The 18456-nt window shown below is 63.9% G+C and carries 18 protein-coding genes; 7 read left to right on the top strand and 11 right to left on the bottom strand.

The features are described 5' to 3' along the window. Positions 1-118 precede the first annotated feature (118 nt). Genes sucD through DS839_RS33840 form a run of 3 tightly spaced genes read right to left on the bottom strand, consistent with a single transcriptional unit; the run spans position 119 to position 3386 of the window. Positions 119-1006 (bottom strand): succinate--CoA ligase subunit alpha, encoded by an 888-nt coding sequence (gene sucD, locus DS839_RS33830; RefSeq protein ID WP_119274970.1) that lies wholly within the window; start codon positions 1004-1006, stop codon positions 119-121. Beyond that, the gene (locus tag DS839_RS33835) at positions 1003-2190 is read right to left on the bottom strand and encodes a malate--CoA ligase subunit beta (protein ID WP_119275030.1); all 1188 of its coding nucleotides are present in this window, start codon (positions 2188-2190) and stop codon (positions 1003-1005) included. The genes sucD and DS839_RS33835 overlap by 4 nt, the downstream gene beginning before the upstream one ends. A gap of 5 nt (positions 2191-2195) precedes the next feature. Continuing rightward, positions 2196-3386, bottom strand: coding sequence for an aminotransferase class V-fold PLP-dependent enzyme (locus tag DS839_RS33840; protein WP_119274971.1), 1191 nt, complete (start codon positions 3384-3386; stop codon positions 2196-2198). A gap of 170 nt (positions 3387-3556) precedes the next feature. Between DS839_RS33840 and DS839_RS33845 the strand changes: the two genes are divergently transcribed. After that, the gene (locus tag DS839_RS33845; protein ID WP_119274972.1) at positions 3557-4195 is read left to right on the top strand and encodes a response regulator transcription factor; all 639 of its coding nucleotides are present in this window, start codon (positions 3557-3559) and stop codon (positions 4193-4195) included. On the opposite strand, the gene DS839_RS33850 is transcribed toward DS839_RS33845, so the two are convergent. Beyond that, positions 4196-5581: a M20 family metallopeptidase gene (locus DS839_RS33850; protein WP_119274973.1), complete on the bottom strand. Its 1386-nt coding sequence runs from the start codon at positions 5579-5581 to the stop codon at positions 4196-4198. Between the two features lie 181 nt (positions 5582-5762). Here DS839_RS33850 and DS839_RS33855 point away from each other — a divergent pair, with 181 nt between their 5' ends. After that, positions 5763-6740: an HpcH/HpaI aldolase/citrate lyase family protein gene (locus DS839_RS33855; RefSeq protein WP_119274974.1), complete on the top strand. Its 978-nt coding sequence runs from the start codon at positions 5763-5765 to the stop codon at positions 6738-6740. Here the strand turns inward: DS839_RS33855 and DS839_RS33860 are convergent, their stop codons facing one another. From DS839_RS33860 to DS839_RS33885, 6 genes are all read right to left on the bottom strand, one after another. Beyond that, a complete protein-coding gene (locus DS839_RS33860) occupies positions 6741-7634 on the bottom strand; it encodes an NAD(P)-dependent oxidoreductase (protein ID WP_119274975.1) in 894 nt (297 codons plus the stop codon). Positions 7635-7690: 56 nt separating this feature from the next. Further along, entirely contained in the window at positions 7691-8644 is a 954-nt protein-coding gene (locus DS839_RS33865) for an ABC transporter permease (RefSeq protein WP_119274976.1), read from the bottom strand. Beyond that, positions 8641-9582, bottom strand: a complete 942-nt coding sequence (locus tag DS839_RS33870; RefSeq protein ID WP_119274977.1) for an ABC transporter permease — start codon at positions 9580-9582, stop codon at positions 8641-8643. Before DS839_RS33870 ends, DS839_RS33865 begins: the two co-directional genes overlap by 4 nt. Positions 9583-9794: 212 nt before the next feature. Beyond that, entirely contained in the window at positions 9795-11270 is a 1476-nt protein-coding gene (locus DS839_RS33875; protein ID WP_119274978.1) for a sugar ABC transporter ATP-binding protein, read from the bottom strand. Between the two features lie 163 nt (positions 11271-11433). Continuing rightward, positions 11434-12444, bottom strand: coding sequence for an ABC transporter substrate-binding protein (locus tag DS839_RS33880; protein WP_119274979.1), 1011 nt, complete (start codon positions 12442-12444; stop codon positions 11434-11436). Positions 12445-12549: 105 nt separating this feature from the next. Then, a complete protein-coding gene (locus tag DS839_RS33885; protein WP_162918990.1) occupies positions 12550-13329 on the bottom strand; it encodes a FadR/GntR family transcriptional regulator in 780 nt (259 codons plus the stop codon). Between the two features lie 95 nt (positions 13330-13424). Here DS839_RS33885 and DS839_RS33890 point away from each other — a divergent pair, with 95 nt between their 5' ends. Together DS839_RS33890 and DS839_RS33895 are read left to right on the top strand one after the other, a co-directional pair. Next, entirely contained in the window at positions 13425-14345 is a 921-nt protein-coding gene (locus DS839_RS33890) for a 2-dehydro-3-deoxygalactonokinase (protein WP_119274981.1), read from the top strand. A 90-nt stretch (positions 14346-14435) separates the two neighbouring features. Then, on the top strand, positions 14436-14993 hold the full coding sequence (locus DS839_RS33895) for a DUF6647 family protein (RefSeq protein WP_368912076.1): 558 nt from the start codon (positions 14436-14438) through the stop codon (positions 14991-14993). A 7-nt stretch (positions 14994-15000) separates the two neighbouring features. Here DS839_RS33895 and DS839_RS33900 read toward each other — a convergent pair whose 3' ends face one another. Next, a complete protein-coding gene (locus DS839_RS33900; protein ID WP_119274982.1) occupies positions 15001-15924 on the bottom strand; it encodes a sugar kinase in 924 nt (307 codons plus the stop codon). 139 nt (positions 15925-16063) lie between these two features. Here DS839_RS33900 and DS839_RS33905 point away from each other — a divergent pair, with 139 nt between their 5' ends. From DS839_RS33905 to DS839_RS33915, 3 genes are read left to right on the top strand one after another with little or no spacing between them, the layout of a single operon-like run. Continuing rightward, the gene (locus tag DS839_RS33905; protein WP_119274983.1) at positions 16064-16591 is read left to right on the top strand and encodes a hypothetical protein; all 528 of its coding nucleotides are present in this window, start codon (positions 16064-16066) and stop codon (positions 16589-16591) included. Positions 16592-16631: 40 nt separating this feature from the next. Continuing rightward, the gene (locus DS839_RS33910) at positions 16632-17909 is read left to right on the top strand and encodes an imelysin family protein (protein ID WP_119275032.1); all 1278 of its coding nucleotides are present in this window, start codon (positions 16632-16634) and stop codon (positions 17907-17909) included. Between the two features lie 8 nt (positions 17910-17917). After that, entirely contained in the window at positions 17918-18190 is a 273-nt protein-coding gene (locus tag DS839_RS33915) for a transposase (protein ID WP_119274984.1), read from the top strand. The last annotated feature ends 266 nt before the right edge of the window (positions 18191-18456 follow it).

The following is an 18456-nucleotide window of genomic DNA, read 5'->3' on the forward strand; positions in this document are numbered from 1 at the left end:
GCTCACAAGCTTCTCGTCCGCCTCAATGCCAAAGCACGCGATGCGCGAGCGCAATATGCAAATGCAACTTGACACCCCAGATAGTCGCTCCCCGCTGAAGCGGGGCGAGGGTAACAGGTCAGGCCGCCTTCAGCAGCGTCTCCATCGTGCGGCCGATCTCGGACGGCGACGGCGAGATCGCGACACCGGCATCGCGCAGGAGCTCGACCTTCTCGCTGGCACTTTCGCCAAAAGCCTGGATGATGGCGCCGGCATGGCCCATGCGCCTTCCCTTGGGCGCCGAGAGCCCCGCCACATAGGCGGCGACCGGCTTCGTCATATGCTCTCTTATATAGGCGGCGGCTTCCGCCTCCTGCGGCCCGCCGATCTCGCCGATCATCATCACCGCATGGGTTTCGGGATCGGCCTCGAACAATTCGAGGATGTCGCGGAAGGACGAGCCGTTGATCGGATCGCCGCCGATGCCGACGCTGGTCGAGATGCCGATGCCGAGCTCCTTCATCTGCGCGGCCGCTTCATAGCCGAGCGTGCCGGAGCGCCCGACGACGCCGATATTCCCGGGCAGATAGATATGCCCGGGCATGATGCCGAGCAGCGACTTGCCGGGCGAGATGATGCCGGCGCAATTGGGCCCGATGAGCTGCATGCGGTTCTCACGGGCATAGCGGCGCATATAGCGCTTCACCCGGATCATGTCCTTGGCCGGAATGCCGTCGGTGATGGCGACGCAGAGCTTTATCCCGGCATCGGCCGCTTCCATGATCGAATCGGCGGCGAAAGGCGGCGGCACGAAGACGATGGCCGCCGTGGCGCCGGTCCGCTCGACGGCCTCCTTCACCGTGTCGAAGACCGGGGCATTGTGGACGTTTCCGCCGCCTTTGCCGGGCGTCACGCCGCCCACGATATTGGTGCCGTAGGCGATCATCTCTTGCGTGTGGAAGCTGCCGATCTTGCCGGTGATGCCGAGGACGAGGACCGGTGTCGCGCGATCGAGGAGTATGGTCATGACGCCACCTTTGTGACTGAATCGTTGCGCCAGGCGGCGACCGCGCGGCTGGCCGCTTCCGCCAGCGTCGCTGCGCGGATGACGGGAAGACCGGAGCGCGCCAGGATCTTGCGGCCCTCTTCCACATGTGTGCCGGCGAGGCGCACCACCACCGGCATGTTGACCGGCGACTTCTGCAGCGCCATCACGATGCCTTCCGCTACCCAGTCGCAGCGATTGATGCCGGCGAAGATATTCACAAGAATGGCGCGCACCTTCTCGTCCGACGTTACGAGCCTGAAAGCCTTAGCGACGCGCTCAGGGGTGGCGCCGCCGCCGATATCGAGGAAATTGGCGGGCTCGCCGCCCGCCGCCTTGATCATGTCCATCGTCGCCATGGCGAGGCCGGCGCCGTTGACGATGCAGCCGATCTCGCCATCGAGGCCGACATAGGAGAGGCCGCGGTCATTGGCGCGTGTCTCGCGCGCATCCTCCTGCGACTTGTCGCGCAGTTCCGCGATATGGGGCAGGCGGAAGAGCGCATTGTCGTCGAAGGTCATCTTGGCATCGAGCGCGATGAGACGGTTGTCCTCGGTGACGACCAGCGGATTGATCTCAACCATGGTCGCGTCGAGTTCCTCGAAGGCCTTGTAGCAGCCGAGGATGGTGGTGACCGCCTGCTGCGTCAGCGCCGGCTCGAGGCCGAGGCCGAAAGCGATCTCGCGCGCCTGGAAGGCGGGCATCCCGACCGCGGGCTCGACCACGCTGCGGATGATCGATTTGGGCTCGCGTTCGGCGATCTCCTCGATCTCCATGCCGCCGGCGCTCGAGGCGACGACCATCACCCGTTCCGATTTGCGGTCGAGCACCAGGCCCAGATAGATCTCGCGCTTGATCGCGACGGCACCCTCGACATAGACGCGATAGACGGTCTTGCCCGAGGGGCCCGTCTGATGAGTGACGAGACGCTTGCCGAAAAGCCCGTCCGCCTCTTCCTCGACCTGATGCTCGGAGGAGCATAATTTGACGCCGCCCGCCTTGCCACGGCCGCCGGAATGGATCTGCGCCTTCACGATCCATTTGCTGCCGCCGATGTCGCGGGCGCGATAGGCGGCCTGCTCGGGGCTGTAAGCGAGGCCGCCGGGGGGCACCGCGACGCCGAAACGGGAAAGGATTTCCTTCGCCTGATATTCGTGGATGTCCATGATGATCACGCTGCCTTGGCGAGTTGAGCGGGACGGGTATGGTGGAAATGCTCGATGGCCGCGGCGACGCCGCTGCCCACGCTGAAGGGCACGCCCTGGTCGCGCAGAGTGAGCTCGACGCCCGAAAGGGCCTGGAGCACCATCAGCTCATTGAGATCGCCCAGATGGCCGATGCGGAAAACGCGGCCCGCGACCTTCGAGAGGCCGACGCCGAGCGAGAGCCCGTACGTCCTGTAGGCATGGCGCACGAATTCATTGGAGTCGAAACCCTCCGGCAGACAGATCGCGCTCACCGTGTCGGAGTGCCAGCGCGGTTCGGTGGCGCAAAGTTTCAGGCCCCAGGCTTCCACTGCCTTGCGCACGCCTTGCGCCAGGCGGTGATGGCGGGCGAAGACATGATCGAGCCCTTCCTCGAAGAGGAGGTCGATCGATGCGCGCAAGGCGCGGAAGAGATGGGTCGGCGGCGTATAGGGGAAGTAGCCATCCTTGTTGGCGCGCGCCATGTCGGCGAAGTCGAAATAGCAGCGCCGCGATTTGGCGCTTTCGGCTTGCGCGAGCACCTTCTGGCTGACGCAGAGAATGGCGAGGCCCGGAGGCAGCATGAAGCCCTTCTGCGAGCCCGAGACCGCGACATCGACGCGCCAGTCCTCCATGCGGAAATCGATGCTGGCGATCGAGCTGACGCCGTCGGCGAAAAGGAAGGCCGGATGCTGCGCCTCATCGAGCGCGCGGCGCACCGCGGCGACATCGCTGGTGACGCCGGTCGCCGTCTCATTGTGGGTGACGAGCACGGCCTTGATCTTGTGCGCGCGGTCAGCCTTGAGGCGGGCCGCGAAGACATCGGCGGGCACGCCTTCGCCCCAGGGGACATCGACGACATCGACCTCGAGGCCGAGGCGGATGCACATGTCGATCCACAGATGCGAGAACTGGCCGAAGCGGGCGGCCAAGACCTTGTCGCCGGGCGAAAGCGTATTGGTGAGGGCCGCTTCCCAGCCGCCGGTGCCGGAAGCGGGGAACAGGAAGACCTGGCCGGTCCGCGATTTGAAAACCTTTTTCACGTCCTCGAGGAGGGGCAGAGTGAATTGCGGGAGATCGGGCGCCCGCTGGTCCTCCATCGGGATATCCATGGCGCGGCGCACTCGGTCCGGCACATTGGTGGGGCCTGGAATGAACAATCCGCGAATGCCGGGCATGGTCTCCTCCTATGTCTATTTTCGCCATTATCTCACCGGGTAGGGTCTTGCCCGCAACACCCCGATCACCTGCCTTTGGATGTCCAGAAGGGTGGGGATTTTCCTACCCTTAAGGTGAGTAAGGTGATATTTATCGGCGCATCGACCTACCCGACAGTGTGGGATAGCCTATGACAGATGCGCCGATCGACATTGGCCTGGCCGACGGCAATCCGCTGATGCTGGCGGCGCTTGCCGATTTCATCGACCGCGACAAGGGTTTTAGCCTGGTGACGACGGCCGCCACCGCCGAGGGTTTCCTCGCCGCAGTGAGCCGGGTCCCGGTCGCCGTCGGCATCATCGACTGGAACCTGCCGGTGATGGGGGGCGAGCGCCTGCTCGACACGCTGCGGCTGCGGCCAGCGCCACCGCGCATGATCGTCTATGGCGCGCCCGAGGAGCCCGAGATTCTGCGCCGCGCCATGGCGGCGGGCGCTGCGGGCTTCTCGCCCCGCCATCAGCCGCCCGAGCAGCTCCTGGTGATGGCGCGCGCCGTGGCGCTGGGGCAGATGATGTTTCCCTTCGTCGATGTGCGCGAGCTCAATCGAGATCCGGCGGCCGCCCTCACTCTGCGCGAGCGCACGCTGCTCGCCGCCCTGGCGCGCGGCCTCGACAACAAGTCGCTGGCGCGCGAGCTCGACATCTCGGTCAATACGGTGAAATTCCACCTGCGCAATCTCTATGAGAAGCTCAATTTGTCGAGCCGCGCCCAGGCAATCGCGTTCTATTATTCCTCCGGCGCGCATCGGGACGACAATACGGCGCGGTGATCATCTGGCTTTGCTGCCGATATCCCAGAACAGACCCGTCATCAGGCGAAGCCCGTCGCGCGCGAGCGAGGCGAGCAGATGCTCGTCGGGCGCATGCTGCGAGCAGGCGGCATAGGAATGCGGCACCCAGATGGTCGGCATGCCGATGACGTCGGTGAACACGTCATTGGGCAGCGAGGCGCCGAGATTGGGCAGCAGGTCGGGTTTCTTTCCGGCCGTCTTCTCGATCGAGGCGCTGGCAAATTTCGCCCAGGGGTTTTCCGGATCGAGACGCGTCGCCTTCATGATCAGGCCATCCGTCTCGATCTCGATCTGCTGGAAGCCTTGTCTGTCGAGATGCCGGCGCAGTGCGGGAACGATGTCCCCGGGATCGGTGCCGACGACGAAACGAAGCTGGCAATGCGCGCGGGCGCTGGGCGGGATGGCATTCACCGGCGCATCGGGATTGCCGGTCGTGAAGGCCAGGATCTCAAAACTGTTCCAGCCGAAGATGCGCTCCATGGATGTCAGAGTTTCTTCGCCCCAATCGGGATCGATCTCAGGCGCGCCCTCGCCCGCATCGACATGTATCTCAGCCAGCGCCGCCCGCATGGCCGGGGTCAGCGTCCGGGGCCGCCATTCCGGCACTTTGATCTGGCCGCGCGCATCGGTGATGGTCGCGAGCGCATGCGCCAAGATGATGCCCGGATTGGCGAGGAGCCCGCCCCAATTGCCGGAATGATAGCCGCCCTCGCGCAGGCTGAGCTTCAGATCGAAGTTCAAGACGCCGCGCGTGCCGCCGAAAATGGTCGGGCGATGTTGATCGAGGCGCGGACCGTCTGAAGCAATCAGCACATCTGCTTTGAGCCTCGTATTGTTGGCGGCGCAGAATTCTGCAAGCCCGGGCGAGCCCGCTTCTTCACCGGTTTCAATCAGGATGGTCGAGTTGAATCCGAGCGATCCGCGCTCCGCGAGCACGCAAGCGAGCGCTGCGATATTGATCGTGTGCTGGCCCTTGTTGTCGGCGGTGCCGCGGCCATAGATGCGATCGCCTTCGATCACGATGCGCCAGGGCGAAAGACCGTTGCGCCACTTTTCCGCCTGGCCGCGCACCACATCGCCATGGCCATAGGTCAGCACCGTCGGCAGGCCTGCGTTCTCGATCCGCCGCGCCACCAGGAACGGTCCGTAGAAGTTCACCGGGTTGGGCAGGACCTGGCACTCATAGCCGAGCCCCGAGAGCGTCGCCGCCATCTCGGCCGAGACATAGTCGACGAGCGCCGGCATCGCGTCAGCCTCCTGGCTCGCCGTCGGGATCGCCACCCGGCGGCCGAGATCAGCGAGGAACAACCCGCCATCGAAATAGCTCTCGGCGCGCGCGATCGCGCCTTCGCGTGTTCCGCCCATGTTTCTTCCCCTGGAGGGCCATGATAGCACCCAGGGGAGGCTAAGAAAACCATCGGCTAACATGTTGCGATAATTGGTCTGCCTACGGATGAATGGGCTCCTGCGACCGAATTGCCGCTTGACGCGGAGCGCGGCCCCCTATTGTCTCATGCCCCGGTCACGTCACGAGAGGGGATCCCCAATGAGCTTCCACACCATCGAACAGGCGCCCGCGCGGCTCAACCGCAGCGAGCTCGCCGTCCCCGGCAGCCAGCCGCAGCTCTTTGAAAAGGCGGCGAAATCGGGAGCCGACGTGATCTTCCTCGACCTCGAGGACGCGGTCGCTCCCGATGACAAGGAGCAGGCGCGCAGGAACGTCATCAAGGCCATCAACGAGATCGACTGGGGCTCGAAATCGCTCTCGGTGCGCATCAACGGCCTCGACACACATTATATGTATCGCGATGTCGTCGACGTCCTGGAGCAGGCGGGCGACCGGCTCGACCTCATCATGATCCCCAAGGTCGGCACCGCGTCCGACGTCTATGCCATCGACATGCTGGTCACCCAGATCGAGACCGCGAAGGGCCGCAAAAAGAAGATCGGCTTCGAGCTCATCATCGAGACGGCGCTCGGCATGCAGAATGTCGAGGCGATCTCGGGCGCCAGCCGCCGCAATGAATCGCTGCATTTCGGCGTCGCCGACTATGCCGCCTCGACCCGCGCCCGCACCACCAATATCGGCGGCGCCAATCCGGATTATGCGGTCTTGACCGACAAGCTCGCCGACGGCTCGCGCGCCACCCATTGGGGCGACATGTGGCATTATGCGCTGGCGCGCATGGTGGTCGCGGCGCGCGCCAATGGCCTGCGTCCGGTCGATGGTCCCTTCGGCGATTTCTCCGATGCCGACGGCTACAAGGCGGCCGCCGGCCGCGCCGCGGCTTTGGGCTGCGAGGGCAAATGGGCCATCCATCCCTCGCAAGTGGCGCTCGCCAATGAAGGGATGGGGCCGAGTGCGAAGGATGTCGACCGCGCCAAGCGCATATTGGTGGCGATGGAAGAAGCGGCCAAGGCCGGCAAGGGCGCCGTCTCGCTCGACGGCCGCCTCATCGACTACGCCTCGATCCGCCAGGCCGAAGTGCTGGTCAAGAAGGCCGAGCAGATCGCGAGGGCTTGATCACAGCTTTATCCCATTCAGCTGGCAGGCGAGGTTGACGAGGCGCGGCACAAATTTTTGGCCGTAGCCTTGCGCCGAGCCGAGCACAAGAGTCTGGTGCACTGCTTCCGCCACAGGTGAGGCGAGCGGCATGGTCTCCGTCATGTTGGTGTAGTAGCGCACATCCTTGCGGGCATTGTCGATGGCGAATTTGGCGGCGCTGTCGTCATCGGCGAGCGGCACCTTGATGATGCGCTCGAACATCACCGATTTGGCGCCGCCCGCCATCACGATGTCGTTGAGCGCCTTCATGTCGACCTCGGCCTTGAGGCCGGCAGCGATCCCCTCGGCGACCACCGCCGCCGTGCCGATGGCGATGAAGTTGTTGATGAGCTTGAGCGTGTGGCCCGCACCTACCGGTCCTGCATGGATGATGGTGTCGGCGAAGCAGTCGAGAATGGGGCGGATGTCCTTCAGCACCTTCTCGTCGCCGCCCGTCATCAGGCCGAGCTTGCCCTCCTCGGCCTCCTTGGGGGTGCGCACCAAGGGCGTGTCGACGAAATGTCCGCCTTTCGCCTCGACGGCCTCGGCCAACTTTTTCGTCGATGCGGGCTCCGCAGTCGAGCAATCGGCGATGATGAGGCCGGGCTTCATGCCATCCAGCAGCCCATCCTTGCGGAACACCAGGTCCTCGACCTGCGGCGAGCCGGTGACGCAGAGAAAGACGACGTCCGCCGCTTCGGCGACGGCGCGCGGCGTCCTGGCCTCCTTGGCGCCCTTGCCGATGAGATCGTCGATCGGCGCGCGATTGCGGTGGGCGAGCACGGTAAGCTCATAGCCTTTGGTCACGATGTTCTTGCCGATGCCGTGGCCCATGAGGCCCGCGCCGATCAGTCCGACCTTCTTCTTCGTCATGACGCTGTTACTCCTATAGTCGTGGGGCTGGATGAATTGGGGAGGTAAGGATCATATCATGAGCGCTGCGCGCGGTCGCCACCGGCAATGGTGATGACGGCTATGATGATGACGCCGGTCATGATGAGGCGGATGCCGGCGCTGGCGCCGAAGATATTGAGCATGGTGTCGAGGAGATAGATGAAGAGGGCGGCTCCCCAGACTCCCGGCACATTGGCGCGGCCGCCGGCAACGGATGTGCCGCCGATGACGACGACGGCGATCGAGGCGAGCAGGAAGCCTTCGCCCATATTGAGGGCAGCACCGCCCGAGAAGCCGGAGAGGAGAATGCCGGTGAGGCCGGCAAGCAGGGCGCTCAGCACATAGGTGGCGAAGCGGGCGACATCGACATTAAGGCCGGCCAGCCACGCGGCGCGCGGGTTTTGTCCGATCGCCAGCACGGTGCGGCCATAGGTGGTGCGCTTGAGGATGACCGCGATGATCCCTGAAAGCGCCAGCACCAGGATCGCCGGCAGCGGCACGCCGAGGACATTGGCGGTGGCGAAATCGGCGAGCAGCGGCGGCGGCTTGATGCGGATGCCGCGGCCATAGGAGATCGCGGTCGACAGGATGAGGAAGCTTGAGGAGAGGGTGGCGATGATGGGCGGTATGCGCAGGATCCGGATCAGGCCGTAATTGAACAGGCCGACCAGGAAGCTCGTGCCCAGCGCCGCCAGGATGCCGATGAGGAGCCGCGCATTGTCAGTGTCCATGATCTTCATGGCGACGACGCCCGAAAGCGTGATCGTCGCCGGGATCGACAGATCGACATTGCCCGGGCCGGTGGTGATCACCATCATCTGGCCCAGGCCGATGATGATGGTGAAGGCGGCGAAGGAGAGCGCCGCGGTCAGGATCTGGCCGGCGCCCTGGCCCCCGGTGAAGATGACGGTCGCGAGCCACACCGCGATCATGGCGATGAAGGACCAGATCCAGGGCTGCGCGCGCAGCTTCGACCAGGCTTGCGTCATCGCCGTGCCTCGCCGGTATTGATGAGGGCTCGCAGGGCGAGGACGATGATCAGGATTGCGCCTTGCGCGCCGATCTGCCAGTCGGGCGAGATGCGCATGAAGATGAGGAAGGCGCCGGCGAGCGCCAGAGTGAGCGCGCCGAGCACGGCGCCAAAGGGCGAGACGCGGCCGCCGACGAATTCGCCGCCGCCCAGGATGACGCCGGCGATGGCATAGAGCGTATAGCGGTCGGCGATGTGGGCATCGGCCGAGGTGGTGAGGCCGATGAGCGAGAGGCCCGAGAGCACGCCGAAGAAGCCCGCCAGCGCATACATCGTCATCTTAGTCTTGAGCTCCGACCAGCCGGCCCGCGCCATGGCGCGCGGATTGCCGCCGGTGCCGCGCATGATCACGCCATAGGACGAGGTCATGAGGCCGATATGGACGAGAGCGGCGATGGCGAGGGCGGCGATGATCGGGAAGGGAATGAGCGGCACTTGCAGCGACATGATCGCCTTGAGCCAGTCCGGCGCCTTGCCGCCGGGCGAGGGCAGGATGAGGACGGCGATGCCGAGCCAGATGAAGGAAGCGCCGAGCGTCACCACGATCGAGGGCAGGTTGCGCAGATGGATGAGGGCGGCCATGGCGGCATAGGCGGCGATGCACAGGAGGAGCGCCAGGATGCCGAGAAGCGGCGTCTCATGGAGATAGGTGGCGCCGATGCAGCCGACCAGTCCGACAAAGGGACCGATCGAGAGATCGAGGTCGTTGACGGTGATGACGAACATCTGGGCGATGGTCGCGAGCGCGATCGGCACCGCATATTGCAGCATCAGATTGAGGCCGAAATAGCTCATCGCGCGCGGCTGCGCGTAGAATGTCGCGATGAGCACGATTGCCAGCGAGAGCACGGGGAGCAGCGCGCGCAGCAGCTTGCGGTTGGCGAGGAGGGCGGTCATTGTAGACCGCACCCATCGTTCCCCTTCTCCCGCGCGGCACGCGTGGGAGAAGGTGGCCGAAGGCCGGATGAGGGCTCTTTCGTGAGGCGAGCGCGAACTTCAAAAGCAATACACTTTGCAGGCAAAGAGCCCTCACCCGCCCTCCGGGCACCCTCTCCCATTGCTTCGCAACGGGCGAGGGGGAAAAAGAGAGAGGGCTCGCATGACCTCATCTAGGCGCTCTCGGCGAAGGAGGCATGGAGCACTTTGTCTTCGGTGAGCTCGTCGGGGCCGAGTTCGGCGACGATGGCGCCGTTGCGGAAGATATAGGCGCGGTCGCAATGGGTGAGCTCGTCGATCTCGGTCGTGTACCAGACGAAGCTGCGGCCCCGCTCCGCCTCTTGACGGATCATGTCATAGACTTCGAGCTTGGTGCCGACATCGACGCCGCGCATCGGATCGTCCATGAGGACGATGTCGGCCTTCGAACCAAGTGCCCGGGCGAACAGCGCCTTCTGCTGATTGCCGCCCGACAGCGTCAGGATGTTGTTGTTCATGTCAGGCGTGCGGATGCCGATACGCTCCTTCCAGTCGCGCGCCATTTCCGTTTCGCGCTCGGACGCGATGAGCGGTCCGCGCTTGAGAGCCTTAAGCGCGCTCACCGTCGTGTTCTCGCCGATGGACCAGAGATTGAAGATGCCGTCCGACTGCCGGTCGCCGGCGATGAAGGCGGCCTGGCCTCTGACTCTCGTCGCCTCGTCGCCCTTGCGGGCGCCGTCGAAAATCTGGATCAGCATGCGGGTCTGGCCATGGCCGGCAAGGCCCGCAAGGCCGACGATCTCACCCTTGTGGACCATGAGGCTCTCCGATCGCGCCGCCGTCCGCGGCGTCGCCTCGATGGCGCGCTCGGATGATATCTTCGCTTTGCGGCTGCTGATGGCGCGGCCGCTTTTTTCTTCCGCCGCCGTCCCCATGGCCTCGACCAGCGACCGGCGGGTGAAGGCCTCCGCTTGCCTCTCGGCCACCACCTTGCCGTCCTTCATGACGGCGATGCGGTCGCAATGATCGAGAACGTCGCCGAGCAGATGCGAGATGAGGATCGTGCTGACGCCACGCGCGACTTCCCGGCGCATGAAGGTCAGAAGCTGCTTCGCCGTCACCGCATCGAGCGAGGAGGTCGGCTCATCCAGCATGACGACCCGCAAGGGTTCGTCGGTCTCGGTGAAGGCGCGCGCGATCTCGGCCATTTGCCGCTGGCCGATATTGAGATCGCCCGCCTCCTGATCGACATCGATGCCGTGGCCGGGAAAGATCTCGTCGAGCTTGGCGCGAATGAGGTTTCTGGCCCTGGCCTTCCAGCCGACGCCTTTAAGCGAGCGGTGCACGATGCGGGCATTCTCGGCGATGGTGAGATTGGGGCAGAGCGAGAGCTCCTGGAACACGCAGCGTATGCCATGCGCGGAGGCGCCGGCCGCGCTGAAATGGGCGCTCACATCCTCGCCGGCGATAGCAAGACTGCCCTGATCCTGCTTGAGCGTGCCGGCGAGCACATGCATGAGCGTCGACTTGCCGGCGCCATTATGGCCCACGAGTCCGAGGCATTCGCCCTGCGCCAAAGCGAGATCGACGCCGGCCAACGCGCGGACGGCGCCGAAGCTCTTGACGATCCGGGAAAGTTCGACGGCGGAGTTGGGTATATCGGTCTCCATTTATACCCTCGCCCCCATCGGGGGAGAGGGAGGGACCCAATGCGAAGCATTGGGAGGGTGAGGGGGAACGGACGGCAGTTTCCTCTGCATCTTTGCAAAGAACTCCCCGCCGGTTCCCCCTCACCCTAACCCTCTCCCCCGCAGGGGGAGAGGGGATTGGCGCTTACTTACCGGCGACCACCTTCTCGGCGTCTTCCTTTGAATATTCGACATTGGCGACGCCGCCTTTTTCCGTGGTCTCGAGGCTCTTCTCGAGATCGGCCTGGTTGATCTGCAGGAAGGGCACGACCAGGTCCTTCGGCACTTCCTTGCCGTCGAGGATCATCTGCGCCACCCAGAAAGCGAGCGTCGACACGCCGGGCGCGATCGAGACCGACATGGTCTCATAGCCATTGGCGTCCTTCTGCTCCTTCCACCAGGCGAGCTCGTCCTGGCGGTTGCCCATGATGATGAGCGGTGTCGGCCGGCCGGCCGCCTTGAAGGCCTGCGCCGCGCCATAGCCGTCGCCGCCTTGCGTCACCACCGCCTTCACTTCCGGCAGCGACGGCAGTATGCCGGCCACCGCCTTCTGCGCCACTTCCTGGGCCCAGTCGCCATGGACGGAGCCGACGACCTTGAACTGGCTGTGCTTGGCCACACCCTCCTCGATGCCCTTGTGGATCTCGTCATCGACGAACACGCCGGCAAGGCCTCTGATCTCGAGCACATTGCCGCCGTCCTTCATCTTGTCGGCAAGATAGTCGAGCTGCACCGCGCCCATCTTCTTGAAATCGACGGCGATGCGCCAGGCGCAGGGCTCGGTCACGATGCCGTCGAAGGAGACGACGGTGATGCCGGCATCGCAAGCCTGCTTGACGACGCCGTTGAGCGCATCGGGCGAGGCGGCATTGAGGACGATCGCATTGTAGCCTTGCAGGATGAGGTTCTGGATCTGCGCCGCCTGCTCCGTCACCTGGTTCTCGGAAGTGGTGAAGGGATCGGCTGCCGCGACGACGCCGTCGGCAACCGCCTGTTTCGTCACCTTGTCCCAGCTCTTCAGCATCGATTGCCGCCAGGAATTGCCGGCATAGTTGTTGGACAGCGCGATCTTCTTGTCCTTGGTGTCGGCTTGAGCCGGCATCGCCATGCTGAGCGTGGCGAGGGCGGCAGCGCATAAAAGGGCAGTCTTTCTCATGTCAGGACTCCTCCCAGGGGTTGATGAACGGCAATTTTTTGATTGGTGGCCGTCGCCACACCCTAACATGTTAGCAAAGCTGCGCTCTCGCGCAATGCTCATTTGTCATACTTTTACGCTTCGGCGCTGGCGCGGCTTAGCGTCCTGGGCGGGTCTCGCCTTGCCGCCCTGGTCGATGGTGCGCTGCGTGCTTTCGAGCAGGCGGCGCACCGCGCGCCGGGCGGCATCGGGCTTCCTGGCCTTGATCGCATCGAGGATCGCCTCATGCAGCGGCAGCACCCTGACCCGGTTGCGCACATAACCGACGGTGCCCGAGAACAGGTTGGCGAGCAGCGATTCGATGACGCGTCCGAAAGGCGAGATGAATTCGTTGCCCGAGGCCTCGAGCACGGCGAGATGGAATTTGACATCCGCCACATTCCAGGCCTGCTCGTCATCGACCCCTTCCGACATGGCTTCATAGGCGGCGGCGATCTCGACGAGATGCGCTTGGCTGCGGTTCGTCGCCGCGAGCGCTGCCGCTTCGGGCTCGATCATGAAGCGGATCTGCTGCACGTCATGCGCGAAATTCTGGAAATCGACGGTCGCGCAATACCAGCCGAGCACGTCGCGATCGAGCAGGTTCCAGGCGGCGCGCGGCTCGACGCGCGAGCCGATCTTCGGCCGCGACTGGATCAGCCCCTTGGCCGAGAGCATCTTGACGGCTTCCCGCACCGCGGTGCGGCTCACCTTGTAGATCTGGCCGCATTCCGCCTCATTGGGCAGAAGCGCGCCCGGCTTGTAGTCGCCGCGCACGATGCGCTGGCCGAGGTCATGCGCCACTTTGTTATAGAGACTTTTGCGAAGCGAACCCTTATCCGGCTGCCTGCGTCGCGTCCCCGCCATGATCCCCATCCTGTCTGTCTTCGGAATTTGCCCATAACATAGAGCAGTTCAATCATCAGACAAATGACATTCTACGTGGTATTGAGGGCTTTGCCATGACCGAGCCCATCGCGATGATCGCCGTGGATTGGGGCACGACGAACCGTCGTGCCTGGGCTCTCGGCCGGGATGGTAAGGTGCTGGCCGAGCGCCAAGACGGCGAGGGGCTGCTTCAAGTCAAGCCGCAAGGCTTCGCCCGCTCCTTCGCCGATTTCGCCGCCCTCTGGCTCACACGGGGAGAGCGCCTGCCGGTGCTCATGTGCGGCATGGTCGGCAGCAAGCTCGGCTGGACGGAAGCGCCCTATATCGCAGCACCCGCCGATCTCTCAGGGTTGGCCCGTCACCTTCATCCCGTGCCTTTCGCGGGCGATGCCCGCATCGTCATCGTTCCGGGCGTCTCCGCAATCGACCGCGGCGTGCCCGATGTGATGCGGGGTGAGGAATGCCAGGTCCTCGCCGTCATGGCCCAGCGCCGATTGCGCGATGCGACGTTGCTGCTGCCCGGCACGCATTCGAAATGGGTTCAGGTCGCGGACGGCAAGCTCGTTTCCTTCCGCACATACATGACGGGCGAGCTCTATAACGCGCTGACTTCCTCGGGCACCCTGGCGCAGCTCATGGAAAAGGGCGAAGCGGATGGCGAGGCTTTCCTGCGCGGCCTGCGACAGGTCCGCGATGAAGGATCGGGCGCGCTCACGCATCTTCTCTTCGGCGTGCGTACCCTGGGCCTGTTCGACCTCATGCCGCGCGCGAGCCTTTCCACCTATCTGTCCGGCCTGCTGATCGGCGCCGAGATGACGGATGCGGTGGCCTGGTCGGGAGCGAAGCAGATGATCGCGGTCGGATCGCCGAAGCTGCTCGAGAATTATCGCCGTGCCGCGGATTTCTTCGGCCTCGCTTTCGAAGCGCATGACAACTCGGCACTTCTGCCCCCCGCCCTTCACATGATCGCGCGAGATTCAGGCCTCGTGGCATAGAACTCTTTCACCTGTGAGTTTCCTCACCGCGTCCGGCCTTCCATAGTGTTAGCTTCCGCGAGCAATTTCGGAATCTCGCGGAGGAGCAAGATGAGGCCCTCGACGACATTGCTGCTGATGCTCGTTATCCTGGTACGAGCCGCCATCGCAGACATTCCCGCTTCTGCGCGCGACCCATCAGGGCATCCCGTTTCCATCAATGCTGCCAAGCCGGTTTCCGTCGAGAGCGAGTCGCTGAAGACCGTTGCGTCCTGGCTCTCTGCTGAATTTGGACTGACTGTCGCCGAGCTGCCCCATATCGAATTTGTCGCCAGGGAGCGGATGATCGCCCTTCGCCATCGTGGCCTGCCGTCGGACCACATGAGCGAGGGGCGCGACATTCTTGCCGTTTATGACGACGACGCGCGGACGATCTATCTGCCGCAGGGCTGGACCGGGCAAACAGTGGCCGAAGCCTCCATCCTCGTGCACGAGATGGTTCATCACGCCCAGAATCTCGGAGGAATGAAAGCCGAATGTCCGCAGGCCCGGGAGAAGCTGGCCTATGAAGCGCAGCAGCGCTTGCTCAGGCGCTTCGGAACTGGCCTGGAAGAGGAATTCAGCATCGACGGTTTCACGCTTCTCGTCCTCACCAATTGCGGATTCTGAACGACCCTCACTTCATGAGATCGGCCATCGCATCGCGCGCGATGACGGCGCCCGGATATTGGATGACGCGACTCGCTAGCGCATGCGCCTTGCGGACGCTCTCGGGAATGGAGTCCCCTGTGAGCCTGGATGCGAGATAGGCGGCATTGAAGCTGTCGCCGGCGCCGGTCGTGTCGCGCGGCGCTGCGTCTCTTTGGAGATCGATCGTGCCGTCGCTCGTATGCACCGGACCGCCGCCGGTCTTGACCACGATTTCCTGTGCTCCCAGCGCGACAAGCTTTCCGGCCCAGGCCTGAGGCTCTTCCTGGCCGAAGATCTGATCGAGATCATCGGCCGAAGGCAGCACATGGGTCGAAGCCGCGATCGCCTGCCTCATCCAGGAAGCAGCGGTCCCGGAGTCGGGCCACAGCCGCGCGCGGTAATTCGTGTCGAAGGCAGCGACGCGGCCCAGCCCCTTGAGCTTCCGCATGAGGCCCAAGAGACGCTCACGCCCCTGATCGCTCAAGATGGCCAGCGTGATGCCGCTGCTATAGACCGCATCCGCCGTACTCAGCTTCCGGGCGAGATCGCCGTCCTCGAAGAGCTGGCGCGCCGGGGCTTCGCTGCGCCAATAGCTGAAGGAGCGCTCGCCCTTGGCATCGGTGTCGATGATATAGAGGCCGGGCCTTCGGTCCTTCACCCGAATGATGAGGCTCGTGTCGATGGCCTCGCTTTGGAAACCCTCGATCATCCAGTCGCTCAAGGCATCATCGCCGAGCCGGGTCACATATTGGACGCGCGCCTCCTCAGGTCTGAGCAGCCGGGCCAGATAGACGGCGGTGTTGAGCGTATCGCCGCCATAGCGCCGGTCATAGGAAAGGGGTCCTGCGGATGAGCGGGCGAGCTCGATCATCGGCTCGCCGATCGACGCGATGGTGAGGGGGCGGGTCATGAAGCCTTCTTAGAATACTTCTAATCTCTTGAACAACTTGGATTTTTTGCCGCAAGGCGGCGAAGCCGATTGACAGGACGGGGCTCCATCGAATAACTGACTAAATCACTCGGATTTTTTGGTTCGCAATGGTCCACCGATGAGCGCGCAATTCTGTCCCGCGAGCTGCCCGCTGAGGCTCCTCGATCGCAAGCCCGAAAGGCTGGTGGTCACGGGCCTGCGCTGCTGCATGGCCGGCTACAATTTCGGCGACATAGACTGCTGGGAGACCGCCTGGCGGAGCTATTGCATGGAGCTCGGCACCAGCGACGCGCGCCGCCTGATGGGCGAATTGCAATATTGGGTGCGCTGCCTCAGGGCCGAATGCACCAGGCCGCTCGATGTGTTCCCGCATGGTTGCGGCCATGTTTGCCGCGACGAATGCATGGCGCTGTCGCTGATCGCCGCCCTTCAGGACAATGATCTGGGCACGGCTCTCCTCGCGGCGCGCCATTTGAGCGGCCATGTCGAGGGCGAGCCGCCGCTTTCCTTGACCGTCGCCGGCCAAGGTTATGCCGATGCGCTGATCGGCGCCGGCCAGAAGCTCATGAGCGTTCCCGCATCCGTTGTTCTCTCCATCGCCGCTTTTGGCAGCGGGCCCTCGCCGGCTGAGGAGACAGTTCATTGAGCCAACCATGCATCAATCACTCAGAAGGGGACTTACCATCATGAAACGGCATCTGTTTGCGCTTGCCGCCGGCACGGCCCTGACACTGGCCTCGGTCATCTCGATCGCGCGCGGCGAAGACGTGACGGCGGGTGCCGTCCTCAAGCATTATGGCGATGTGGCGGAAGCCATGTATGGCGACGCTCAGGCTGCGGCGGGAGACCTCGGCAAGGCCATCGATGCCTTCATCGCCGATCCGAACGACAAGACGCTCGCTGCCGCGCGCGCGGCGTGGAAAGAGGCGCGCCCCTGGTATCAGCAGACCGAAGGCTATCGCTTCGGCAATGCCATTGTCGATGACTGGGAGGGCCGCGTGAATGCCTGGCCGCTCGATGAAGGCCTGATCGACTATACCGACAAGGCCTCCTATGGCGAGACCTCGGACGAGAATCCGCTCTATACCGCCAATGTCATCGCCAACACGTCGATCCGCATCGGCAATGACACGGTGGACGCGACCAAGATCGATGCCGATCTTCTGCGCAAGCTGCAGGAAGCGGGCGGCAATGAAGCCAATGTGGCGACGGGCTACCATGCCATCGAGTTCCTGCTCTGGGGCCAGGATCTGAACGGCACCAAGGCGGGCGCCGGCAATCGTCCGGCGAGCGATTTCGACACCAAGAACTGCACCAATGGCAATTGCGATCGCCGTGCCGCCTATCTGAAGGCGGCGAGCGATCTGCTGCAATCCGATCTGGCCGAAATGGTCGGAAACTGGAAGGCCGACGGTGCGGCGCGCAAGGAGCTTAAGGGCAAGGGCGATGAAGGCGGTCTCGCCACCATCCTCACCGGCATCGGCAGCCTGTCCTATGGCGAGCTCGCCGGCGAGCGCATGAAGCTCGGCCTCATCCTGCATGATCCCGAGGAGGAGCATGACTGCTTCTCCGACAATACGCATAATTCGCATTATTTCGACGAGGAAGGCATGATCTCGATCTATAGCGGCAAGCTCAAGCGCCGCGACGGATCGACCCTCGAAGGGCCAGGCATCGCCGCCCTCGCCACGGCCAAGGCGCCGGCCGAGGCCAAGAAGCTCGACGAGCTCATGAGCGATGCCGAGAAGAAACTGGGTGCGATCCGCGACCGGGCGGAAAGCGGCAAAGAGGCCTATGACCAGATGATCGGCCAGGGCAATGAGGAGGGCAATGCGCTGGTGCAGTCGGCGATCGATGCGCTGGTGGCTCAGACACGTGGGCTGGAGGCGATCGTCGCCGCCCTCAATCTCAAGATCACCGTCGAAGGCTCCGACAGTCTCGACAATCCTTCCGCCGTCCAGTGAGGTCGCCCATGCTCAGATACAAGCGACATGTCCAGTCCTTCACCGAGGCCGAGATCGCCGAGAAGCTCAAAGTGGCGGAAACGCTGCGCGAGGAAGGCAAGCGGGTCTATGAGATCGCCCGTGTTCTGGGTGTCACGGACACGACCTATTACAACTGGCTGAAGCGGGCCGAGAAGCCGATGCGCGAAGGTGACGAGTTGCGCCGGCTGCGCCGCGAGAATGCCCAGCTGAAGCGGGCGGTGAAGTCGCTGGCGAACCTCGCCGGAGCTGCCCAGAGTTGAGCCTATGATCGTTTGTCAGTGCAATGTCATCACTTCGCGCCACATCAAGGAGGCTGTCGGCCGCCTGATGGAGCTCGACGAGTTTCGCGTGGTGACGCCGGGCGAGGTCTTCCGTTGCTGCGGCCAGCGTCCGCAATGCGGCGGCTGCATGCCGCATCTGGTTAAGCATATGGAGGCGGCGGTTCTCGAAGTCCGAAGGCTGACTTGCCAAGAGCACCAATCTGCACCATCCTCCGAAAGCGAAGCAGAAGTTCTTCCCAGGGAAG

The organism is Taklimakanibacter deserti, from assembly GCA_003574785.1.